19 protein-coding genes are annotated in these 24421 nt (G+C 47.7%); 15 read left to right on the top strand and 4 right to left on the bottom strand.

Features of this window, described 5'->3' with window-relative positions; genetic code table 11:
- Positions 1-118: 118 nt before the first annotated feature.
- The 3 genes from MAQ5080_RS05505 (at position 119) to MAQ5080_RS17490 (ending at position 3014) form a co-directional block, all read left to right on the top strand.
- A complete protein-coding gene (locus tag MAQ5080_RS05505) occupies positions 119-1462 on the top strand; it encodes a DUF3422 family protein (RefSeq protein WP_231870788.1) in 1344 nt (447 codons plus the stop codon).
- Between the two features lie 148 nt (positions 1463-1610).
- Complete coding sequence (locus MAQ5080_RS05500) at positions 1611-2792, top strand: AAA family ATPase (protein WP_067206674.1); 1182 nt, start codon at positions 1611-1613, stop codon at positions 2790-2792.
- A 69-nt stretch (positions 2793-2861) separates the two neighbouring features.
- Complete coding sequence (locus MAQ5080_RS17490) at positions 2862-3014, top strand: hypothetical protein (RefSeq protein WP_197464562.1); 153 nt, start codon at positions 2862-2864, stop codon at positions 3012-3014.
- On the opposite strand, the gene MAQ5080_RS05495 is transcribed toward MAQ5080_RS17490, so the two are convergent.
- Complete coding sequence (locus tag MAQ5080_RS05495; protein ID WP_067206671.1) at positions 2997-3617, bottom strand: Fic/DOC family protein; 621 nt, start codon at positions 3615-3617, stop codon at positions 2997-2999. The two genes, MAQ5080_RS17490 and MAQ5080_RS05495, sit on opposite strands and share 18 nt — an antisense overlap.
- Before the next feature lie 74 nt (positions 3618-3691).
- On the opposite strand from MAQ5080_RS05495, the gene MAQ5080_RS17195 reads away from it, so the two are divergent.
- The 3 genes from MAQ5080_RS17195 to MAQ5080_RS05485 all read left to right on the top strand — a co-directional run bounded on the left by MAQ5080_RS17195 (position 3692) and on the right by MAQ5080_RS05485 (position 5430).
- A complete protein-coding gene (locus tag MAQ5080_RS17195; protein WP_231870787.1) occupies positions 3692-3949 on the top strand; it encodes a hypothetical protein in 258 nt (85 codons plus the stop codon).
- Positions 3950-4121: 172 nt separating this feature from the next.
- Complete coding sequence (locus MAQ5080_RS05490) at positions 4122-5078, top strand: LpxL/LpxP family Kdo(2)-lipid IV(A) lauroyl/palmitoleoyl acyltransferase (protein ID WP_067206668.1); 957 nt, start codon at positions 4122-4124, stop codon at positions 5076-5078.
- A gap of 19 nt (positions 5079-5097) precedes the next feature.
- Positions 5098-5430: a YnfA family protein gene (locus MAQ5080_RS05485; protein WP_067206665.1), complete on the top strand. Its 333-nt coding sequence runs from the start codon at positions 5098-5100 to the stop codon at positions 5428-5430.
- Here the strand turns inward: MAQ5080_RS05485 and glpD are convergent.
- Entirely contained in the window at positions 5427-6953 is a 1527-nt protein-coding gene (glpD, locus tag MAQ5080_RS05480; protein WP_067206662.1) for a glycerol-3-phosphate dehydrogenase, read from the bottom strand. The genes MAQ5080_RS05485 and glpD overlap by 4 nt on opposite strands.
- A gap of 311 nt (positions 6954-7264) precedes the next feature.
- Here glpD and glpK point away from each other — a divergent pair, with 311 nt between their 5' ends.
- From glpK to MAQ5080_RS05455, 5 genes are all read left to right on the top strand, one after another.
- Positions 7265-8746: a glycerol kinase GlpK gene (gene glpK, locus MAQ5080_RS05475; protein ID WP_067206659.1), complete on the top strand. Its 1482-nt coding sequence runs from the start codon at positions 7265-7267 to the stop codon at positions 8744-8746.
- A 132-nt stretch (positions 8747-8878) separates the two neighbouring features.
- Complete coding sequence (locus MAQ5080_RS05470) at positions 8879-9178, top strand: antibiotic biosynthesis monooxygenase family protein (RefSeq protein WP_067206656.1); 300 nt, start codon at positions 8879-8881, stop codon at positions 9176-9178.
- A gap of 36 nt (positions 9179-9214) precedes the next feature.
- Positions 9215-9712 (top strand): DUF7482 domain-containing protein, encoded by a 498-nt coding sequence (locus MAQ5080_RS05465; RefSeq protein ID WP_067206653.1) that lies wholly within the window; start codon positions 9215-9217, stop codon positions 9710-9712.
- 152 nt (positions 9713-9864) lie between these two features.
- Positions 9865-12624 carry a DUF2339 domain-containing protein gene (locus MAQ5080_RS05460; RefSeq protein WP_067206650.1) on the top strand — a complete coding sequence of 920 codons (2760 nt, stop codon included), beginning with the start codon at positions 9865-9867 and terminating at the stop codon, positions 12622-12624.
- Complete coding sequence (locus MAQ5080_RS05455; protein WP_067206647.1) at positions 12621-14018, top strand: DUF3999 family protein; 1398 nt, start codon at positions 12621-12623, stop codon at positions 14016-14018. Before MAQ5080_RS05460 ends, MAQ5080_RS05455 begins: the two co-directional genes overlap by 4 nt.
- 64 nt (positions 14019-14082) lie before the next feature.
- Here the strand turns inward: MAQ5080_RS05455 and trpA are convergent, their stop codons facing one another.
- Together trpA and trpB are read right to left on the bottom strand one after the other, a co-directional pair.
- Entirely contained in the window at positions 14083-14871 is a 789-nt protein-coding gene (trpA, locus tag MAQ5080_RS05450) for a tryptophan synthase subunit alpha (protein WP_067206644.1), read from the bottom strand.
- A 2-nt stretch (positions 14872-14873) separates the two neighbouring features.
- Positions 14874-16124, bottom strand: a complete 1251-nt coding sequence (trpB, locus tag MAQ5080_RS05445; RefSeq protein ID WP_067206641.1) for a tryptophan synthase subunit beta — start codon at positions 16122-16124, stop codon at positions 14874-14876.
- A gap of 650 nt (positions 16125-16774) precedes the next feature.
- Between trpB and hsdR the strand changes: the two genes are divergently transcribed.
- The 4 genes from hsdR to MAQ5080_RS05425 all read left to right on the top strand — a co-directional run bounded on the left by hsdR (position 16775) and on the right by MAQ5080_RS05425 (position 24419).
- Positions 16775-19225 (top strand): EcoAI/FtnUII family type I restriction enzme subunit R, encoded by a 2451-nt coding sequence (gene hsdR / locus MAQ5080_RS05440; protein WP_067206638.1) that lies wholly within the window; start codon positions 16775-16777, stop codon positions 19223-19225.
- Positions 19226-19315: 90 nt separating this feature from the next.
- Positions 19316-20815, top strand: coding sequence for an N-6 DNA methylase (locus MAQ5080_RS05435; protein WP_067206635.1), 1500 nt, complete (start codon positions 19316-19318; stop codon positions 20813-20815).
- Positions 20815-22590, top strand: coding sequence for a restriction endonuclease subunit S (locus MAQ5080_RS05430; RefSeq protein WP_067206632.1), 1776 nt, complete (start codon positions 20815-20817; stop codon positions 22588-22590). The genes MAQ5080_RS05435 and MAQ5080_RS05430 overlap by 1 nt, the downstream gene beginning before the upstream one ends.
- 206 nt (positions 22591-22796) lie before the next feature.
- The gene (locus tag MAQ5080_RS05425) at positions 22797-24419 is read left to right on the top strand and encodes an ATP-dependent nuclease (protein ID WP_067206629.1); all 1623 of its coding nucleotides are present in this window, start codon (positions 22797-22799) and stop codon (positions 24417-24419) included.
- The last annotated feature ends 2 nt before the right edge of the window (positions 24420-24421 follow it).

Raw genomic sequence — 24421 nt, 5'->3', positions numbered from 1 at the left:
AACGATTCCACGTCACATGGGCCAATTTGGTCTTGTTAGCGACCTCAAGAGTTGCAATGAAATTCAATCCAGCCAATGATTTAGCTAAGTTTAATAACAAAGAATAAGAGAGCTGCCTGTGAATTCTGCTGCCAACCCTTACGGATTGACCATGCACGAACAGCGAGACGACTTGTACGCCGAGTTGCATTCGCGTCCCTTCCATGTGATCAAAAGCCCTGCTCGCATAAGCTACCTAGCGGTGATGCTGGACGTCACGCGCAAGCAGGCAGACTTTGAGCACTTCTGTGAGCTTTATGGGTATTTTGGTCAAACGCCACCGAGTCATGATTCTGTTTGCTTGGAGGTGGATTTTGGCGATTGGCGCATTCGCCGTGAGACGCATTTAGAGTTCGTGTCATATACCATCCTTAACCAAGGTGTGCCTTTCCTAGACGATCCATTTGCCAATACTGGCGTCAGCCGATTGCCAAAAGAATGGCTGCAAAGTCTTGGCGGGACGGTGGTGTCAGCGTTTCATGTGGCGATTGAAGATGCGCGTCATCAACCAGAGCCTGAATTGGCACAAGTGAGATCCTACTTTGAAGGCATGCGCTTGGTGGGCAGTCTGCCACAAAATGGCGATGCGCAAGTGTGGACCACGTTCAAAATTCACAGTGATGGCTTTGGCCGTATGGCAGTCTATAACCGCGGCATGAGCAGCAGTCAGCTGGGCCGCATGGTGCAGCGCTTGATTGAAGTGGAATCCTACCGTTTGTTAGCGCAGCTAGGCTTGCCGTTAGCACGTCATTACAATCAACACCTGGCGCAAATGGATCAGCAGTTGGTGGGGCTGACCCAGCAGCTCTCTGGCTCCAAAGATGAGTTGGATGAGCAGGCGGTGCTGACCAAAATCATTGATATGGCGGCTTGGGTGGAATCTGCGCGCGCCGCCACCACTTTCCGTTTTAATGCCACCGCGGCTTATCATGACTTGATACTTAAACGTCTCAGTGACCTGAAAGAAGATGAAGTCTCTGGGCACTTAACCATCAGCGAATTTATCACGCGCCGCTTAACGCCCGCGGTACGTACCTGTAAAACCGCTGGTGAAAACCTAGAGAACTTGTCCCGTCGTATCGACCGCGTGTCCGATATGATGCGTACCCGTGTGGACATGTCGATTCAATCGCAAAACCAGCATCTGTTAGCCTCAATGGATCGCCGTTCGAAGATTCAGTTAGCTATGCAGCACACGGTCGAAGGCCTATCAGTGGCGGCGATCTCTTACTACAGCATTGGCTTAATCAAATATCTGATCGAAGCGGCCTACGAAAAAGGTGCACCGATTGATAAAAGCTTGGCTGTGGGTCTTGCGGTACCGCTGGTAATTGGCGGTGTGTGGTGGGCCACACGACGTATTCATAAACGCTTCTTAAAGCTCGCGAAAGAGCAAATGGATATTGGCGAAGGGGAGCATTAAGAGTCGGCTTTGTCCTGAGATATTTGTTAAGGTATTCCATGCGTTTAATTGGCGCCGACGATCGAAGGGAGGAACGACCGGAGATGTGCGCAAGCCAATTGAATGGCATGGAATGCTATGAACCGTTTGAGCTAAGAGATGCGGGTTAATGATTAAAACCATTGCTATAGAAAACTACCGCTCGATTATCCGTTTAACCATCCCGCTAGGGCAGTTAAATCTGGTGACGGGTGAGAATGGCAGTGGTAAGTCCAACCTCTACAAAGCCCTGCGCTTGCTCGCCAAAGTCGGTGAGGGCGGTATTGTGCGTTCTTTGGCGGAAGACGGTGGCTTAGAGTCGGTGTTTTGGGCGGGGCCCGAGAAGATCTCCAAGCGCATGCGCTCTGGTGAAGTGCCTGTGCAAGGTGGCCCAAGGCAAACTAAACGTCAGCTAAAGCTAGGTTTTGCTGGGGAAGACTACGGTTACTCGGTGGCGCTGGGGTTGCCCAAGTTTGGCGTGTCCATGCCCACCACAACCCCCACCTTGTTTAAACTCGATCCTGGCATTATGCGAGAAACCATTTGGCACGGGGAGTATTACCGTCCTGCGGCGGCCTTGGTGGATCGTCAAGATAACGCCATTAAACGTCGCGCTGGGCGCAGCTGGGAGGTGGTGTCTTACCATGCGTCGAGCTTCGATTCCATGTTTGACCTCGCCGCCGATGCCCAACAAGCCCCTGAAGTGTTCTTTATGCGCGATCGCATTCGTAAATGGCGTTTCTACGATCACTTTCGTACCGACCAAGGTGCGCCAGCCCGTCAGCACCATTTAGGAACCTTTACGCCGGTGTTACATCATGATGGCCGTGATGTGGCTGCTGCGCTGCAAACCATTATTGAAATTGGTGATGCGGATGCCTTGCATGAGGCGATTAATTTTGCCTTTCCTGGCGCGCGTCTTGAGGTCCTGCGAACCGATGAAGGTCGCTTTATGCTGCAGTTTTATCAGCATGGCTTGCTACGTCCACTGACCGCCGCAGAGCTGTCCGATGGCACCTTGCGTTATATTCTGTGGGTCGCGGCTTTGTTAACCCCAAGACCACCAGAGTTAATGGTGCTTAACGAACCGGAGACCAGCTTACATCCCGACCTATTGCCCGCCTTAGCAAGGCTGATTATCTTTGCTGCCGAGCATAGCCAAGTATGGGTGGTGTCCCATGCGCCGCGTTTAATTGCCGCGCTTGAACAGTCTGAATGGTGTCACTCGATTCGCTTGGAAAAAGACTTTGGGGAAACGCAAATCCCCAGCTTTGGCATGCTCGATTTGCCCCCTTGGCACTGGCCCGCTTAATTGCGAAGAATGGGCTTTTACGTTACGATGAAACTATCCTTTGATGGCCCTGTTGGAGCTTAACCACGCATGAAAGCCGCCAAGAAAAAAGTCACGCAGCAGATGATTTATCGCTCAGTTGCCAGCTCTACTGCCATCGAAACGGGCGCTGCGATTCGCGGCATTGAGCGTAAGCTTGCGCAAAACAAAAAGAAGTACAGTGCTTTAACTCTCGCCGTCTAAAATATCCCTTACCAAACGCTCAATGTATTGGTAATCACCGCCAACCCCCGCTTGTATCGAGCGAAAATAAAACGCTTTGTGGGTATCCCATAAGCTGTAATCGAGCAACCCATAGCCTGCTTGCCAGCTCATATAGTCCATTAATAAACGACTGATGCGCCCATTACCCTCCCGAAAGGGGTGAATCAAAATAAATTCCACATGGGTTTGCGCCAACAAGGATACCAACTCATCTTTGCTAAGCTGTGAAATCTGCGGGATTTTGGCTAAGTAGGCCTGTTCAAATTGATGAATCAATTTGACGATCTGTGGTGGGGCGGCAAATTCAAAGCCTTGCTTGGACATCCGTACATTACGAATGCGCCCCGCCCAATAATAGACATTGCCCAGCCACTGGCGATGCCATGAAATGATGTCTTGAAAGGTAAAGGCCTCGAGCTCGGTGGGGTGGGAAAACACTTTGGTATACAGTAAAAACAGCAACTGTGCTTCAATATCATGCATCTCCTCAAGATCCGTCACATTGAGCTTATTCAGCAGCACCTGATGATTGGATCCGGGCTGATATTTCGCTTCGGCGGTGTCTAATTGATAACGTGACATGATGATGCACTCTGCTGTTTAAGAGTGTTCAAAGTGTAGGTGTTGTGGGCGAAATCGTCCAAGTAGGGAACAGCATGAAGGAAACAGAACCTATGTACGCCGTGATTTTTAAAGCGAAAACCAAAACCCCTGACGCCCACTATTCACAAACGGTAAAAGTCATGCGTGAGCTGGCCTTTAGCCAATACAACTGCCAAGACTTTATTGCCGTCACCGTAAGGCGACGAAGAGATCGCCATTTCCTATTGGGAAAGCGAAGCCGATATCCAGAATTGGCACCGAGACAGCCAGCATGCCCTGGCCCAACAGTTTGGCCGCGAGAAATGGTATGAGTCCTATGAGGTGGAAGTGGTCAAGGTTGAAAGGCGTTACACATTTACAGGCTAGTGAACGCTTAAATCCTTTTTGCTGCGGTGACTATCGTTCTGCTCATATCCTCCACATTACGCCAAACACCAAGTAAGTCGCTAACGGCGCTCAATTTTTCCGTCATTTTGCGTTAGAATGTCGGCGAATTTTCAATGGGTGCATGACGTCGTGGTAGAACAAGCGCAATTCTCTAAAGCATTGCTTCATCCCAAACACTGGGGACTTTGGTTCGGTCTAGGTTTAGGCCGTCTGTTATCTATGCTGCCGCTACATTGGCAGATGAGGCTGGGTAAAGCCATTGGTCGCTTTATGATGAAGTTTGCCAAGGGGCGTGTAAAAACCGCCAAGCGTAACCTTGAGCTTTGCTTCCCTGAGATGAGTGACGCTGAGCGCCAAGACTTATTAAAGCGTAACTTTGAAGCCACTGGCACAGCGATTTTCGATACCGTCTGTGCTTGGTGGTGGTCAGACAAGCGCGTGCAAAACCATATGAACATCAAAGGGCAAGAGCACGTACAAACGACGCTGGATAATGGCCAAGGCGTGATTTTGTTTGCCGTACACTGTTTACCGCTGGAAATGGGCGCACGTATTTTCGGTCAGTTTAACCCAGGTGTTGGTGTGTATCGCCCACACAATAATCCTGTCATGGAATACCTGCAGGTGAAAGGTCGTCTACGTTCTAACAAAGCCTTGATCCCGAAAAAAGACATGCGCCAAATGGTGCGTAGCCTACGTGCCCCAGATGTGATCTGGTACACCGCTGACCAAGATTTTGGTCGTTCTAGTGCAGTGTTTATTCCATTCTTTGGTGTGCAGGAAGCGGCGACCATTACCGGTGGTACGACGCTGGCCAAGCTGGGTAAAGCCAAAGTCTTGCCGTTCTTTGTTGAGCGTAATGCTGATGACAAAGGGTACAGCATTGAGATTGGAGCACCATTGGAAGACTTCCCTGGGGAAAACGAATTAGCGGACGCGCTTCGCGGTAATAAGATTATCGAACAGCTAATTAGCCGTAATATGGCCCAATATATGTGGTTACACCGCCGCTTTAAAACGCGCCCAAACGAAGACGCCCCGTCGCTCTATTAAAGGTGTTTTGAGTGTGCCTATGCCTGAGCTAAAAACCGTTGGTTTATTTTTGCTGACCGCGCTAGCGGAAATAGTGGGCTGCTATTTGCCCTATTTGTGGTTGCGCGAAGGCAAATCGATTCTGTTTTTAGTGCCTGCCGCAGTGAGTTTGGCACTGTTTGCTTGGTTGTTGTCATTGCACCCTGAAGCGTCTGGGCGTGTCTATGCGGCCTATGGCGGCGTCTATATCTTTGTCGCCATCTTTTGGCTGTGGCTGGTAGATGGCATCAAGCCAACGATGTGGGACATCGTTGGCTCCTGTGTCGCCGTTGCGGGCATGGCCATTATTATGTTCGCCCCGCGAGCGGCTTAAGACGCAATCAGCTCCCGCGCATAGTCCTGTTCATGGGCCATCTCATCGGCGAGGTAATCGTCTAGTTTCTGCACTTGTTCTGGTGTGAACTCCAAGCCCAGCTTAGAGCGGCGCCACAGCACATCCTCGGCGGTGCGCGCCCATTCGTGCTCGATCAAATAATCCACTTCTTTCTGATACAGGTCCGCACCAAAGCAAGGCCCCAGTGCCATTAACGACGATGCATCCCCTAACAGCACATAAGACTGGGTGCCGTAGCTGGCGGTAAAGCGCCGTGCGAGGCGCTCGTCGAGGAAGGGAAACTCTGTCATTAATTGCTGAGCAAATGCCTCATGATCATGGTTCATATCGCCACCTGGTAGAGGGTGCGCATGGGTCCACTCTTTGCCCATCTGTGGGAAGTAGTCTTTGAGGTCATGCATGGCCGTTAAAGCCAACTGGCGATAAGTGGTGATCTTGCCACCAAAGATGCTCAGAAGCGGTGCTTTGCCATGGTCATCTTCCACATGCAAAGTGTAGTCACGGGTGACGGCCGAGGCATTTTCAGTCTCATCATTGAGCAGCGGGCGTACTCCTGAATAGGTCCAGACAATGTCGGCGCGGCTCAGCTGCTTATTAAAATGCTGGTTTGCCACGTCCAAAATATAATCGGCCTCGGCGTCACTGATGGCCACGTCCTTAGGGTCGCCTTGATACTCCTCATCGGTGGTGCCGAGTAAGGTGTACTGATCACGATAAGGAATGGCAAACACGATGCGCTTGTCGGCATTTTGCATAATAAAAGCATTACTTTGCTCAAACAGTTTTGGCACCACAATATGGCTGCCTTTGATCATGCGGATGTTGTAGGGAGCAGGTCGCTCGAGCTTGGTTTCAATAAAGCTCGACACCCAAGGGCCCGCCGCATTAATCAAACCGTCGGCGGTAAAGCGTTGGCGTTCTTGAGTGAGGGTGTTGACCACATCAATCACCCAAACTCCGTTTTCTCGTTTCGCGGATTCACAGCGTGTGCGAGGCATAATTAAGGCGCCGTGCTCTTGAGCGCTCATGGCGTTAACGATCACCAAGCGGGCATCGTCGACCCAGCAGTCTGAATATTCAAAACCTTGCGTGATATCGCTTTTGAGTGGGCTATCCTCACCGTAAGCCACATTAAAAGAGCTTTCGAGCAGCTCACGTTTGCCAATATGATCGTACAGAAACAGCCCCAGACGAATCAGCCAAGCAGGGCGTAGGTGAGGGCGATGAGGTAGCTGGAAGCGCATTGGCGTGACCAGGTGCGGGGCGATTTTTAATAACACTTCGCGCTCGCCTAGGGCTTCGTGAACCAAGCGAAATTCGTAGTGTTCAAGGTAGCGCAAACCGCCATGAATTAACTTGCTACTGGCAGATGAAGTGGCGCTGGCCAAGTCATTCATTTCGCACAAGGCGACCGATAAACCACGCCCTGTGGCATCTGCCGCAATGCCTGTACCGTTAATACCACCGCCGACAACAAATAAGTCAAAATGAGCCTGTTCCATGGTCTACCTCGTCTCAATTTGGTTTGGGTGACCTATGTTGCAAGATACCGATTGATTTAGGTCAATATATTCATTTCGATGCTAGCCATCTAGTAGGGGATAAGCAAGCATCGCCAGCGCCAAACTAGTCGACTTTTATTGCAATCCATGCAGCGAGTGTGATGAAAATAGCAAAACCGCAGCCGTTTTATGTCGAAGATCAAGGCCATGTCATTTCTTCAATAATGCGACTTATACTATAAGAAAAGCCTGTCAGGATGACCGCAACCTGGTGTTAGTGGGGTATCCGACACAACCGAGAGTTCGAGGCTATGAACCAGTTTTTACTTGCGATTGATCAAGGCACCACCAGTAGTCGTGCCATTATTTTTAATCAGTTTGGGCAGATTATCGGTCAGGGTCAACAAGAGTTTGCGCAACATTTTCCCGAAGATGGTTGGGTCGAGCATAACCCTAGCGATCTCTGGCAAACCACCTTGCAAGTCTGTAAGGAAGCACTGAAAGACGCCGGCTTAAATGCCAGTGATATCACCAGTGCGGGCATTACTAACCAGCGTGAAACGACCTTACTGTGGGACATGGAAACCGGTAAGCCGGTGTATAGCGCCATTGTTTGGCAGGACCGCCGTACCAGTGACTACTGCCAAAGCCTAGTAGAGCAGGGTTATAGTGATAAGGTGCAGCAAAAGACCGGTCTGCTGATCGACCCTTACTTCTCCGCCACTAAAATTCGCTGGATGCTGCACCATGTGGTCGGCGTAAAAGAACGTGCCGAACAGGGTAAAATCGCGTTTGGCACCGTCGACAGTTATTTGCTCTGGTGTTTGACCGATGGCCAACAGCACCGCACCGATGCCACCAATGCCGCGCGCACCATGATTTTTAATATTCATAGCCAAGACTGGGATCAGGAGTTGATTGAGCTGCTCGGCATTGGCACGGTAAAGCTACCAGAGGTGATGGATTCTAGTGCTGACTTTGGTGTGATCAATGAAAAATGGCTGGGAGCCGAGATCCCAGTGCAGGGCATTGCAGGGGATCAACAAGCGGCGTTGTTTGGGCAAGCGTGCTTTGCACCGGGGATGGTGAAAAGCACCTATGGTACCGGTTGTTTCTTGATTCTTAATACTGGCGATCAAGTGCTGAAATCCGAACACAAGCTGCTCAGCACCGTGGCGTATCGTCTGGATGGCCAGGTCACCTATGCCTTAGAAGGCAGTATTTTTGTCGCGGGAGCGGCGATTCAATGGTTAAGAGATGGCTTAAAGCTATTTTCCCATGCCTCGGAAACGGAAAGCCTGGCGCAGCAGGCGCTAAATGCCGATACCGTTTACTTGGTGCCTGCCTTTACTGGGCTAGGCGCGCCTTATTGGGACCCTGATGCCCGTGGTGCCATGATCGGTCTCACTCGCGATACCAGTGTCTCAGACATTGTCAGTGCGGGGTTGCGCTCAGTCTGCTATCAAACCAAAGACTTAGTTGATGCGATGGCCAAAGATGGGGCCCACTTTAACTCACTACGTGTGGATGGCGGCATGGTGGTCAACGATCTGGTAGTGCAGTTTTTAAGCGATTTATTGGGCATTGCCGTGGAGCGTCCCAAAGTGACCGAGACGACGGCCCTTGGTGTGGCTTATTTAGCAGGGTTAAAGGCTGGTGTGTACGACTCTTTAGAACAGATCAGCGAGCTTTGGCAGGCAGAGCATGCCTTCCATCCTGAGATGGGTCACGACAGCCGTGAAAAGTTGTATCAAGGGTGGCGCAATGCGGTGCATCGAGTTCGTACCAGTTAAGTTTGCTTGATAAGGTAATGGGGGATGGGTTATGTCGTGCGTTTGCGTCAAATCCGTGCTTACAATAAAGTGCTGATATGGTCTTTAATTAATAACAATAACTCTCCCGTCTAACATGAGAAGGAAGACAAGATGATTCGTGTGATTTACGAGTGGCAGGTAAAGCGAGAAAACCTACAAGAATTCAGTGAGGCTTGGGAACAGACCACGGTGTTGGTACGAGAAATGTACCAAGGTGCTTTCGGCAGTACTTTGTTGCAGGATGGGCTGAAGGTAGACCACTTATTAACCATTGCTCGTTGGAGTTCAGAAGAAGACTGGCGTAACTTTTGGTCTTCAGACAATCCACCGGAAGTAACCAAAATGAGTAAGCTGGGCAATCTAGTGTCCATCAAAATATACGAAGAGCTTGGCAATCATATTTCCAAGTAGTACGGATAGCACTCTCTAAAGGAAGCAGAGCAAAGCATGAAAAAGCGATTAATGGCAGGTTTGGTGGCTGGCAGTTTGTGGCTGACCGGCTGTGCTAGCACGGCGCCAATGACCGTTTCACTGCCGTTGCAGCAGGCATGGTTCAATGATCAGATCGTGCATTACGTGACCACGGATGTGTCCGATCAGGACATGGCCAAAGCCATGGGGGCGAATTATGCCCCGCGCTTGCGTGATGCCATCCCCAATTACCCCAAACCCCCGCGACAAAAAACTGTGATCGAGCGTGTGTACGGCTTTCCTAACGGCGAGCAGCGTAATATTTTTCCTTCCGCACCCACGCCAGTGGGCTTTGAAAGCACAGATGCGGCTTATTCCCCCATCTGGCTAATCTACCAAGTGCAATGGGTCAACCCTAATCAGGCGGTTGAATTGACCTCTGAAGGCGCTCTGTTGGACGCCGAAGCCAAGGGCTTGGTCAATATTGAGCGCACCAATATTGTGGTCAATTGCCCGATTGTGCCAGCGCCGTAACTTCCAAATATGCACATTATCGACAACACTTAAGTAATAGTCTGAAGAAGGGGAAGGGCCCATGACAGGGGCCTGATACCCTTCTAAGTCCACATACAGCTGAACTCTAAGCATCCCAAAGCAGCACACATTCAGAAGGGAAGGAATGATCCATGGGTAAGATCATAGTCGCGATCATTATTGGCCTCTTTGTGGGGGAGATAGTTTTGTCAGGCCCATTTGGTTGGTTGTTTGGTGGTTTGGTTGGGCTGTCACTGGGGCAGGTTTGGCAATTATCGTCACGTGTAAAAGGTTTAGAAAGAGAAGTCTCGCGCTTACAGACGAACGCTTATAAAGAACGAATGGCCACAGCGCGACCAAGTGAAGAGCAAGCGGTTCCCGCAGCAGACGCGCCTGGCCCCGAGGCACCCACTGAGCAGAACACTATGCAACCGGCCGCACCTCAAACTGAAGCCCTGCAGGAGGCCGACCGTTGGCTCGATAAAAACGTTGGCCGCGACAGCCGAGACGAAAATCTGGCACCTAAGTTCCAATTTCTTAACCAGCTTAGCGAGCAAGTGCGACGCTTCTTTAGCCAAGGCAACCCCGTGGTGCGAGTGGGGATGTTGGTGTTGTTTTTTGGCCTAAGCTTTTTGGCCAAATACGCTTCCAGCGCGGGATTATTCCCGATTGAGATGCGCCTCACAGTGATTGCGCTGATTGCCACCGCGCTATTAATCATCGGCTGGCTCACCCGTCATCGACAGCATGGCTATGGTTTGATACTACAGGGCGGGGGGATCGCTGCCTTGTATCTAACGATTTTCGCGGCGGGTAAATTTTACGACTTAATGCCGATTACCATGACCTTTGCCCTGATGACCGTGATCGTCGTGTTTGGCGTCACCTTAGCGGTAATGCAAAGCGCGCAAGGGCTGGCGCTGATGGCGACCATCGGTGGCTTTCTTGCCCCGATACTGACCTCTGATGGGGCAGGTAATCACGTGGCGCTGTTTGGCTTCTACTTGTGGTTAAGCCTAGGCATCTTGGCCATTGCTTGGTTTAAATCCTGGCGCTTGCTCAACTGGGTAGGCTTCTTCTTTACCTTTGCGATTACCTCCGTTTGGGCGGTACTGCGCTATGAAGCGCAATTGTACAACACAACACAGCCCTTTCTAATTGCCTTCTTCGTGTTGTATCTGCTGGTGTCGGTGCTGTTCTCTATCAAGCAGCCGCCGAAACTAACGGGGCTTGTGGATGGCAGTTTGGTGTTTGGTTTGCCTGTTGTTGCCTTTGGGCTACAGACATTGTTACTGAAAGATTCGGAGTACGGCTTGCCCATCAGTGCCGTGACCCTCGCTGCGCTCTACCTTGCTCTGGCGGCTTTGCTTTTGAAAAAATACCAGCAGACCCAGCGACTGCTCAGAGAGTCCTTTATCGCTCTGGGGATTATCTTTCTTACCCTTGCCGTGCCCTTGGCGCTGGATGCCAGCTGGACCTCAGCCACCTGGTGTATTGAAGCGGCGGGCCTTGTTTGGATTGGTGCACGACAGCAGCGTTGGTTGGCCCGAGCGGCGGGCTATTTGCTCTATATTGCCGGCGTGGTGTCTCTGCAAGTAGCGAACAATTTCTATTTCTCAAGTCTACAGGTCGCAGCGGACAACGTGATGAGTTTGCTGATTCTTGCCTTTTCTATCTTCTCGATCGGTCTGATTTTGCAGCGCCATCGTGGTGTTCTCAAGCGTTATGAAATGAAGCTGGAGGGAGTGTCCATCCTAGTGGGGCTGGTGTGGTGGTATGCGGCGGGTAGCATTAAATTATTCAAGGAAATGTCCCCTGAGCATGTATTTGCTGGGATGATTACATTTGTGTCCCTCTCCGCTCTGGCCTTTATGATGTTTAGCCGTCGTTTGCATTGGCCACATTTGTTAAACAGCGCCTACAGTCTGTTACCTCTGGTCGCTTTGTGGTGTGGTGTGTATACAGTGTTTTCCCTATATGGTGGTGATCTATTACGTCCTTATGAAGGATTGGGTGGTTTGGCGTTTGCACTATTCGCTGGTGCTCAGTACGGCTTCCTGTGGCTAAAAGGCAAACAACTTGCTGCCAATCCGGAGCCAAGTAAGGAAAGCCTTGTTGTTAAGAGCTGGCATGTATTCACGGTTTGGGCATTATTGGCGAGCTTAATCTGGGAAGTCAGCTGGTATCAATACATGATGCTCTGGAATCAAGTCACTTCTTTGCTGATTTGGTTTGCCACCTTTACAGGTCCCATGTTGATACTGATGTGGCTGCTTAATCGCCCATTTTGGCCGATCACTCAATACCGTGGGGTCTACAAGGATGTGGTACCGATTCCTATGGTGTTGCTGCTATTGCTGTGGTTCTACTCCGCGAGTTTTCACTCCGGTGCGACGCCATGGTTCCACGTACCCATCCTGAACCCAATGGATTTAGCTCAACTGGCATTGGTGATCCTAATGGCTTACACCTGCCGCCAGAGCATTATGGCGACGAAACGAGTTAGACAGGGACTAACCATAGTCGTGCCAGCCGTACTTGGCTTTGTCTGGTTGAATATTGTGTTGCTCAGGGGCCTACATCACTTTATTGAAGTGCCATACAACAGCTATGCGTTGTGGCATTCCAGCACGGTACAAATGTCCTTATCGATTCTTTGGAGTCTGTGTGCTTTGGTGATTATGAATGTTTCCCGTCGCCAGCAAAGCCGCAAAATATGGCTATTGGGCGTCAGTGTACTAGGCGTGGTGCTGTTAAAACTCTTTACCATCGACCTGCAAGAGACTGGCAATTTAACGCGCATAGTGTCTTTTATGGCGGTAGGAGGATTGATGCTGTTAATTGGCTACTTATCACCGATTCCAAACCGTGCGGATGAGGCTAAATCCGATCAAGAGGAGCCAGCACCATGAGCACGATGTTCAGCATAAGCGTTTGTTGGTCGGCGATAGCGCTCAGTGTGCTCGGCAGCCAAGCGCTGTTAGCCCAAGAAAATGCGACGGCGCTGTATCAAATTGAGCCAGCTACTGAGCCGGCTAATGTCTATCTAGAAGCCTCGTTATCGGCGGAGATCTATCGCTATACAGAGAATGCTCTGCTTAAGGATATTGTGGTGCTTGATCGCGACGGTACGGTGTTGCCATCGCGCATTCGTACGGCCGATCCAGACGAAGCACCTGAGCCAGACATCATTGGGCTGAATTTCTTTCCAGTACGGGTCGGCACACCCTTAACCGGTGCCATGTTACAAGGCAAAACTCAGCTACAGATCGATAAGGGCTCGATTGCGATTTCGGTTGATCAGAGCGATACCACGCCGACGCCTGAAGAATACTTCTACCTGATCGATTTGCGTGAGCAGGACCAAGCTCTAAAGAATCTTGAACTCAGCTGGCCTAGTGATCCATCGAGTCAGTACTTGGCGGTTCAACTCAGTGGCAGTCAGGATCTTAGTCACTGGCAGCACGTGGCTCGTGATACCTTAGTTCAGCTCGAAAAAGGCGATGCCCGCTTACTACGCAACAGCCTCGAGCTGAGGGGCAAGGCACAACACTATGACTTCCTGCGCATTGAGTTTCCTAATAACCCAGAGGTAGCGCTTACGGCGGTACAAGCCAGCCTTACGCAGCCAGCGGCAACGGTGCCGGAACTGAGTTGGAGCCTTGCAGGAGCATTGTCTGAGCAGCAGGACTCGGTTTCAAACAATCTTGGTCCTGTCAGTGCGTGGGAATATGTACGTGAGGACAAAGCGCCCATTCAGCAGCTAAGTCTAGATTTGGGTGAGGTGGCTTATGGCGATAGCGTGCGATTGTATTCGCGTCAAACCGCTCAGGGCGACTGGCGTTGGCGCTACCGTGGTGTCTGGTTTAATGCCAAAGTGGGTGATGAGTGGCAACAGAGCAAAGCCGTTAACTTGTCGCGCAATACCGACCCTGAGTGGCGCGTGGAACTGGCCAGCGGGCTACAAGATCAGCTAACGCCCAGCATAGTGTTCCATCATCCACAACAAATCCTACAATTTATCGCCAATAACAATGGTCCTTACCGTATTGGCAAAAATGCGAAAATGTCCCAGCAAAATGCTTCGAGTACCGTCTTTACTCAGCTACTAGGGGAGAGTGAAATCGAGTGGGCAAGGGTGGCTCTCAAGCCGCTAGAAAATGTCAGTTTGCCTAAGGAAAAACAGCCCAAGCAAAATTGGACCGATATTGTGTTTTGGCTCAGCTTAGCTGTGGCCGTGATGGTGTTGTTGTTCTTTGCGATCAAGCTATTGCGCCAGTTACCGCAGCAAAACTCTGAGAAATAAACGAAAAAACGGAACCTTGTGCAAGACAAGACTCCGTTTTTCTATGAATGGCTTCTAATTTGAATTAAGCGTTAAACAAGCTATTAAACAGCTTCAAGCCTTCTTCTTTACCGCCTTTGTTGTAAGCGTCTAGCAGTGCAGAACCAATGATCGCCACGTCTGCTTTACCTTTTAGTGCGTCCACATGGGCTTTTTCACGGATACCAAAACCCACACCAATCGGTGCATTCGAGTGTTCATTGATTTCCGCGAGGTACTCATCCAATGATTGCTGCTCGCCGCCATTGTGGTTGGAGTTACCTGTGACACCTGAGCGCGCCACACAGTATAAGAAACCGCTGGCTTCGCTCGCCAAAAACGCCAAACGATCTTTGGGTGTGACCGGCGTTACCAACCACACTGGATCAATGCCGTTGGCTGCACAGTATTCACGTAGATCACCAGCTTGCTCATATGGTAGATCCGGTAGGATCAAACCAAGGATGTTTTCTTCGGCACAACGCTTTACCAGCTTTTCCAAACCGTAACGGTACATTGGGTTTAGGTAGCTCATCAGCGCGATACGCGCTTGAGGGAAATCACGACCCAATTGACCGATGTCTTTTAGACACTGCTCAACTGTTAACGTCTGATCGTGCAGCGCACCGTGACAGGCCGCCACAATCGTAGGGCCATCGGCCACAGGATCCGAGAACGGGAACTGTACTTCGATAAAGTCCGCGCCCGCTTCTAAAAGCGTCGCCATCCAATCCAAACTTTCTTTTACAGAAGGGTAGCCATAGACCACGTGTGTCATCGACAGGATTGGCTTTTGCTGACGTTTCTCAGCGATGTATTGTGCTAACTGACTCATGCTTACGCTTCCCCTTCGTTATCTGAATTGTAGTCTGCCATGTAATCTTCCAAGAACTCAGGGAAGGTCGCATCGTTCATTGCTTTCGCCACGTTAAAGATGTCTTTATCGCCACGGCCTGACAAGTTGATCACGATACGTGACTCTTTTGGCAGATTTGGCGCATCTTTAAACGCACCCGCTAGGGCGTGAGACGATTCCAATGCTGGGATAATGCCTTCTTTTTTCAGCAACAAAGAACAGGCTTCAACCACTTCGTCGTCCATGGCGTAGGTCATCTGAATGCGACCTTCTTGCGCCAAGTGAGCAATGATGGGGGACACGCCCACGTAATCTAGACCCGCCGCGATAGAATGTGTTTCTTGTAGCTGACCGTTTTCATCTTGTAAGAACATAGTCGCAAAGCCTTGCGCGATGCCTTTTTGACCCAAACCGTTGGATAGACGGATCGAGTGTTGGCCTAGCTCCAAGCCTTTACCGCCGGCTTCAACGCCGACCATTTCTACTTGTTTTTCCTCTAGGAATGGCAAGAACAAACCACAGGCATTGGAACCGCCACCCACACACGCGTACAAGCGATCAGGGTATTGGCCAAACTGCGCCATACTTTGCTCTTTCACTTCTTCACCGATCACCGACTGGAAGAACGCCACCATCTCTGGGAATGGCGCACAACCACACGTCGTACCGATCAGGTAGTGGCTGTCTTCATGGCTCGAAGACCAGTCACGTAATGCTTCGTCCAAGGCGTCACGCAGCGTCTGCGCACCTTCGGCTACAGGCACAACGGTCGCACCTAGTTGCTTCATCCAGAACACGTTCGGGTACTGACGCTTCACGTCTTTCGCGCCCATGTAAATCGTACATTCAAGGCCCAAACGCGCCGCGATCAACGCCGTCGCTACCCCGTGCTGACCGGCACCGGTTTCTGCGATCACACGCTTCTTACCCATACGCTTCACTAACAGCGCTTGGCCGATTACGTTGTTCATCTTATGCGCGCCAGACTGGTTCAAGTCTTCACGCTTTAGATAAATCTGCGCACCACCGAAGTGATCAGTAAGGTTCTTACAGAACGTCAACGGCGTAGGGCGGCCAGAATAGTTCTGCCAAGTGTCCTTCAACTCCGCAATAAATGCTGGATCGTTCTTCGCCTCTTCAAAAGCGTGAAGAATTTGCTGCTGGCTAGAGTAGAGAATCTCAGGGATGTAACTCCCGCCAAACTCACCGTAGTAACCATTATTGCTTTGCATGAAAGACTCCTATCGGATGAAACAATGCCTCTTGGCATCAAAATTAATAACTAAACGATAAGGTAAATTAATAGAGATAAAGCCCATCGTCAACCCTTTTTATTTACTATATCGTTTAGTTAATAAATTCCTGCAAAATTCACCCTCATTGAACCGCTGTTCCGAACTAATGAAAACGAAGAAGAAGATAATTCAGTGAAGAATAGAGATTGTTCTTCGCTGAAAAGAGAGTGGATGGAATGATCTGTTATCTCCAAAGGTCAGCAAGGTCAAACCCTAGAGGAATTAGGCATTTGGTTAATAGCTTGGATGTCCAAAAATCCATGTATTTGAGTAACTAGTTATTCAAATCAAATAGTGATGCGAATACGCACAATATTCGCATCAAATTGTGATGTGAATACGCACAATATTCGCATCAAATTGTGATGTGAATAGGATGAGTTTTCACATCATTTACTGATACAAGCCTCTTAGTTCTAGCTCATAAGGTTGTTCTAGCTGACTAAAATTCCGAAAATTACGACTTGCATAAGAAAATATCGGTGATCTGAGTGATGCTTTCCAAGAACTGTCACATTGGTTCTATCGGAATGGTCTAAAAAGTAAGTTAATATCAAGTCATCTACATATAGTTATGGATTACTTGCATGCCTCAAGGGATTAACAAAGCCAATCTTACTGAAACCGATATCATCACTAAGCTCGTTCTGCCTGCTGTCAAAAGCGCAGGATGGGATGATATGACCCAGATTCGTCAGGAAGTGAAACTGAAAGACGGTAAGGTGGTGGTTCGAGGGCAGATGGCCGCCCGTCAAAAAGTCAAAGCCGCAGATATCGTGCTGTATCACAAAACGGGTATGCCGTTAGCGGTCATTGAGGCTAAAGCCAACAAGTTTGAGATTGGCAAAGGTATGCAGCAGGGCCTTGGCTACGCCAAGCTGTTGGAAGTGCCATTTGTGTTTTCCACCAATGGCGATGGTTTTTTATTCCATGACAAAACCAATACCGCACAGATTGAAACTGAAATTTCTTTAGAAGACTTTCCAACGCCAGAGCAGCTGTGGCTTAAGTTCGCGCAGTGGAAAGGCTATGAAAGCGATCAGTTGCCAATCGTGACGCAAGACTACCACGACGATGGCACAGGCAAAGCACCTCGTTACTACCAGCTTCAAGCCATCAACAAGACAGTTGAAGCAATTGCCAGAGGGCAAGATCGTAACTTGCTCGTAATGGCAACAGGCACAGGTAAAACCTATACCGCCTTTCAGATTATCTGGCGATTGTGGAAGGCGCGTGCCAAGAAGCGAATTCTGTTTTTGGCAGATCGTAACGTTCTTGTGGATCAGACATTCATCAACGATTTTCAACCGTTTGGCTCAGCCATGACAAAGATTAAAAATCGTAAAGTTGATCCCTCGTACGAGATTCATTTGGCGCTTTACCAAGCCTTAACTGGCCCTGAAGAAGCGCAAAAAGCCTACAAGCAAGTAGATCCAGACTTCTTTGATCTGATCGTTATCGACGAGTGTCATCGCGGTAGCGCTGCTGAAAACAGTGCTTGGCGTGAGATATTGGATTACTTTAGCAGTGCGACTCAAGTTGGTTTGACCGCGACGCCAAAAGAAACGGAAGAAGTGTCCAACATCGAATACTTCGGTGATCCGATCTATACCTATTCACTGAAACAAGGTATCGAAGACGGTTTCCTTGCGCCTTATAAAGTCATCCGTGTGGATATTGATATCGATGTTCAAGGTTGGCGTCCGAACAAAGACCAGACCGATAAAAATGGTCATGTTATCGAAGACCGCATTTACAACCAGAAAGATTTTGATCGAACGATTGTCATTGATGATCGAACAAAGTTAGTTGCCGAAACCATCACAAACTACTTAAAACGCACCGATCCGATGGCCAAGACGATCGTCTTTTGTAACGACATTGATCATGCTGAGCGTATGCGTCAGGCCTTGGTAAACCTTAATCCTGAGCAAGTCAAAAAGAATGAAAAGTATGTGATGCGTATTACCGGCGACGATGATGCAGGTAAGGCTCAACTAGATAACTTTATCAATCCGAAAAAAGCGTACCCAGTGATTGCAACGACTTCGGAGCTAATGACCACAGGCGTAGACGCTAAGACCTGTAAGTTAGTGGTACTGGATCAAGGTATTCAGTCGATGACTAAGTTCAAGCAGATCATTGGTCGTGGCACACGCATCGATGATAAATACGGCAAACTTTGGTTTACCATTTTGGACTTCAAAAAAGCGACCGAACTGTTTGCAGATCCACGCTTTGATGGTGAGCCAGAACAAGTGAAAGTGACTTGTCCTGGAGATTTCGAAGACGATGAGATACTCGACACCATCATTGAAGGTGATGAAGACAGTATTCTAACCGATGACAATATTGATCCTGACTCTGTTCAAGAGCCGGAAAAAGAGTATCAACACGATGATTCGAGCTCATCAGATAACGGTGATTACAACCTGACAGAGGATGACTGGAATGATGAAGTTAAGGTACGCAAGTTCCATGTCAAAGGTGTGAAAGTTAAAACCCTAGCTGAGCGTATTCAATACTACGATTCCGATGGCAAATTGGTCACTGAGTCGTTTAAAGACTACACCCGTAAGACTATTAATAAACAGTTCGCCAGCCTCGATGAATTCGTGAAGAAATGGCAAGACGCCGATAAAAAGCAAGCCATCATCGAAGAGCTGGAAGAGCATGGTGTGATCTGGGAAATCCTAGAGCAAGAAGTCGGTAAAGACCTCGACCCGTTCGATATGATTTGTCATATCGTATATGATCAGCCGCCTTTGACCCGTAAAGAGCGTGCGAACAACGTCAAAAAGCGCAACTACTTCACGAAATTCGATGGCGTGGCTCAGGATGTACTTAGCCGCTTATTGGATAAATACGCCGATGCGGGTGTGAACGAGATTGAAAATATCAATGTGCTAAAAGTGACGCCATTCGATGAACTAGGCCGTCCCCTAGAAATCATCAAAAAAGGCTTTGGAAGTAAGGAGTCTTACTTCGCCGCCGTACACGATTTAGAAAACGAGCTATACCAGCCTAAATCCGCCTAATACAAAGCATTACAGCCAAAGAAACGTAACTCTTTGGCTGTAATGATCTGACGTTTACGTCACTACAGAATTCAGTTAATAGAGAAACTTATGTCGATCAGTACCGTTATCAAATCCATTCAAGACATTATGCGTAAAGACGCCGGTGTAGACGGCGATGCTCAGCGCTTAGGCCAAATGTCTTGGCTACTATTCATGAAAGTCTTTGACGCTCAAGAAGAAGAGCTAGAATTTGAACTAGACGACTATAAAGCCCCGATTCCAGAAAACTACTTATGGCGTAACTGGGCGGCTGATCCTGAAGGCATTACCGGTGAAGAGCTTTTAGACTTCGTAAACGACGATCTATTTCCTGATATGAAAGCGCTGAACGCTCCGCGAGATTTAAACCCGCGTGGCTTTGTGGTGAAAGAAGCCTTTAGCGATGCCTACAACTACATGAAAAACGGCACCTTACTGCGTCAGGTGATCAACAAACTTAACGAGATTGATTTTACAGACTCTCAAGAGCGTCACTTATTTGGTGATATCTACGAGCAGATTCTGCGTGATCTACAAAGCGCGGGTAATGCAGGCGAGTTCTATACGCCACGCGCTGTGACTAAGTTTATTGTAAGTCGTCTAGACCCTAAGTTGGGCGAGAACATCATGGACCCTGCCGCAGGCACAGGTGGTTTCCTCGCGTGTAGTTTTGACCATGTTAAAGACAACTATGTAAAAACCACCGAAGACCATCAAACCCTGCAAAAGCAAATCCATGGCGTAGAGAAGAAACAGCTACCGCATTTGTTGTGTATCACCAATATGATGCTGCACGGTATCGAAGTACCTTCACAAATACGTCATGGCAATACGCTTAACAAACCGCTTTCGAGCTGGGACAGCGATATTGATGTGATCGCCACCAACCCACCATTTGGTGGCACAGAAGAAGACGGTATCGAAAAGAACTTCCCGGCGGAGATGCAAACCCGTGAAACGGCGGATTTGTTCTTACAGCTTATTATTGAAGTTCTTCGCAACAAAGGGCGTGCTGGCGTGGTACTACCAGACGGCACGCTGTTTGGTGAGGGCGTAAAAACCAAGATCAAAAAGCTACTGACCGAAGAGTGTAACTTGCACACCATCGTGCGTTTACCCAATGGCGTATTTAACCCATACACCGGTATCAAGACCAATATTTTGTTCTTTACCAAAGGCCAGCCAACCAAAGACGTTTGGTTCTACGAGCATCCGTATCCAGAAGGTGTGAAGAACTACAACAAAGGTAAGCCGATGAAGTTTGAAGAGTTTCAAACGGAAATCGACTGGTGGGGCAATGAAGAAGATGGCTTCGCCAGCCGCGTCGAAACCAATCAAGCGTGGAAAGTCTCCATTGATGACATCATCGCTCGTAACTTCAACTTGGATATTAAAAATCCATACCAAGAAGAAGTGGAAGTGCACGATCCAGAAGAGCTACTGGCAACTTACCAGCAGCAGCAAACCCAAATCAGCGAACTGCGCCTACAGCTGAAAAATATCTTAGGCGATGCACTAATGAGCACGGCGAATAGCCAGCAAGACGACTCGGAAGAGGAACGTGGCTAATGGCTGTGCTTCACTCTCTACAAAAAGACCTTCCACAAAAAGACAAGGTACAACAGCTGATTACCCAGCATATTGACCTTTGGACAGGTGCGGTTAAAGACAAATCCAGCGCGGGTCGTGGAGGCGGTAGTAAGCGAGAATTTTACGGCATTAAAAAACTACGTGAGCTGATTCTTGAATTGGCGGTGCGCGGCAAACTGGTTGCCCAAGATCCTAATGATGAACCCGCTTCGGTATTGCTAGAGCGTATTGCAGCTGAGAAAGAAGAACTGGTAAAACAAAAGAAAATCAAAAAGCCTAAAAAACTGCCAGAGATTAGCGAAGACGAAAAGCCCTTCGGGCTACCGGAAGGTTGGGAGTGGACTAGAATCGCTGAATTGGCAGAGGTTGGCCCAAGAAACCCCGATGTAGAAGATGAAACCATAGTTTCATTTATTCCTATGCCACTAATTTCAACAAGGCTAGACGGTTCTCATGATTCTGAACCTAGAGCGTGGAAAGATGTTAAGAAGGGGTATACCCATTTCGCAAATGGTGATTTTGCTATCGCGAAGATAACGCCCTGCTTTGAAAATAGTAAAGCAGCCGTTTTTCGCAATCTTGAATCTGGTATTGGAGCTGGTACAACCGAACTACATGTTGCTAGACCAATTCCTGATACTCTTAACCCTCAATTTGTACTGTTATATTTAAAAGCGCCAATGTTTCTTAAGGTTGGTGAAACAAAAATGACAGGATCAGCAGGTCAAAAGCGAGTTCCAAAAGACTTCTTTGCACTCAATCCCCTACCATTTGCACCTTTAACCGAACAGCACCGTATCGTTGCTAAAGTCGATGAGTTAATGGCTCTTTGCGATCAGCTGGAGCAGCAAACCGAATCCAGCATCAATGCTCACCAAACCTTGGTGCAAATCCTACTGGATACCCTACTACAAAGTGCCGATGCCGAAGAACTAGGGCAAAACTGGCAACGCCTAAGCGCCCACTTTGATCTGCTGTTTTCCACCGAGCAAAGCATCGACCAGCTAAAACAAACTATCCTGCAACTCGCCGTGATGGGCAAACTTGTACCCCAAGACCCCAACGACGAACCCGCGTCGGAACTACTCAAACGCATCGCCGCCGAAAAAGAAGAGCTGGTTAAGCAAAAGAAAATAAAAAAACAGAAACCACTACCGCCGATCCGCGATGATGAAAAACCATTTCAACTGCCCAAGGGATGGGAGTGGTGTCGGTTTGCTTCTATTGTAAATGTGAAATCTGAACTTGTTCAGTCTAGTGACTTCCCTGATTTTGAGCAGGTGGCACCAGATAATATTGAGAAAGGGACAGGACGTTTATTGTTTAAAAGGACTGTCAGAGAGGCTGGAGTCAAAGGACCTAATAATAGGTTTTACCAAGGGCAGATTTTATATTCAAAAATTCGTCCTTCGCTGTCTAAAGCTATTATTGCTGAGTTTGATGGGCTATGCAGTGCAGATATGTATCCGCTAGAGGCTATGATAAATGCTCCCTTTGCGTTGAAGACCATTTTGTCTGAGCCTTTTCTAGTTCAAGTAAGAGCACTGGAGAACCGAATAAAGATGCCAAAACTAAATATCGACAGCCTATCAAATATTGTGGTCGCGATACCGCCCAAGAAGGCTCAGTCAGATATTTCAGCCAAAGTCGATCAACTAATGGCCCTCTGCGACCAGCTAAAAGCCAAACTCGCTGACAGCAAAGCCACCCAGCTAAAGCTAACCGATGTCCTAGTGGATGGAGCTACAGCTTAAGAGCACCATTAGAGTGCAGAAAAGTAGTTGATGTAATAGCTCACTAAAGCAAGTTAGAGAGCTCATATACACAGCTTTTAGCGAGTGAGTAACAAATTAAAAAGGATTATTTAAATGGCTGACTACAGTAGGAAAGGCATATTTAGTACCCTTAATGATTAAGGGCTATTATCGGAGTTAGTAGCGGTTTAAATGGAGCTCAATTTGTGAAAAAAGATTATGATTTAAAGGTTTTGTTTGGCTACACTCCTACATTTGAAAAAAATACAGTATTTATAAATCCTTCTCATGAACGTTGGAATGATTTTGGTTATGGAATAAAATGTGAGATTACTGTTTTAAATGAGGGTAGTGATTCTCTTTTTACGTTTAAAGCCTTTATTGGTTTTTTAGCTGTTGAAATAGATGGAGATCCATTAGATGAAGTTGAAAAAGAATTTTCTTTCTTATTTAATCATGCACCAGAAGAGATAAATGGCCAATTAAAGAAATTGAAATTTTTCACTATGTTGCCGTCTATGGGAGACTATCGTTTTGCACTAGATGAATTAGGACCTGATTTTTTTAGATCAGTTTTGGCTAAAATTAATGATGTGGTTTTCTATAAAAATTCTTCTGAAAGTTGGCTTGATAAAATCCAAAAGTCTAAGCTTTTTAAGCTTGGTTTTATGCGAAACTCAGAAAGTTTCTTCGCTTTCCACAATGCAAATAGCCTGATTTCTGAGGAAATTAATGAAAGATTTGATGGGGTTTCAAATAACTTGAAGCTGAGGTTTAAGCTTGATGGATTTGATAATGATCACATTGTTAACTTGAAATACGAAAAAAATAGTTTAATCCCAAAAAGGTTAAATATTTTAATCGGAAAGAATGGCCTAGGGAAAAGCCATGCATTAAGATCGTTTTGTAGGGCAGCATTACAATATAGCGACTCTAATATATCTCTTACGGATATAAGCAGTCGGAATGATCGCCCTATGATCAATAGGCTTCTAGCTATATCAACGCCTGGTGAAGCGCAGAATACTTTTCCAAGTGAGCGTCCCTCCACACAAAAGATGTATTACCGCCGATTAATATTGACTAGAAATGGGAGATCTAAAAGATCCCGCTCTATAAATGAATTAATTATACAACTAGTTCGTAACAAACAACGTATTGGGCATAGTTCAAGGTGGGAACTATTTACAAACGCCTTGCGCATGAGTATGCCTGTTCACAACTTGGTGCTTAAAACAGATATAGGAAAAATTATTGGACTATTAGAACTGGATAGGCTTGGGGGTGAGCAAGCTTCACTTGAAATTTGGGGTAGTATCGATACAAAGTCTGAGCCAAAATTTCAGTTTGAAAGTGGTCTATTTTCATTAAGTAGTGGCCAATTAACTTTTTTAAAGTTTGCCCTTTTATGCTGTTTGCACATTGAAAATGGATCTTTCGTATTGTTAGATGAGCCAGAAACTCACATGCACCCTAATATGATTTCAGATTTTGTTGGATTGCTAGATCAACTTCTTGAAAAAACAGGCTCACAAGCATTAATTGCTACTCATTCAGCTTACTTTGTTAGAGAAGTATCACGTGAGCAGGTGCATGTTTTTAAAAGATCTGACAATAACGAGATATCTATTTCCTCTCCTAGATTAAGAACTTTTGGATCAGATATTGAATCGATATCGCAATTCGTTTTTGAAGAGGATGTTGATAACAATCTTGTGGAAAAGGTTTATTCTAGAGTGAAAGGAATGAGTTTTGAGCAAGTTAATGATCAATTAAGTAATGAGGTTTCTCTCTCGACTCTACTTCATTTAAAAGATCGGATGTCTTAGTT

The sequence above is a fragment of the Marinomonas aquimarina genome (genome assembly GCF_900089755.1).
Taxonomy (GTDB): Bacteria; Pseudomonadota; Gammaproteobacteria; order Pseudomonadales; family Marinomonadaceae; genus Marinomonas; species Marinomonas aquimarina.
The sequence above is the reverse complement of the archived record's forward strand: the minus strand, read 5'-3'. Positions and strand labels throughout refer to the sequence as shown.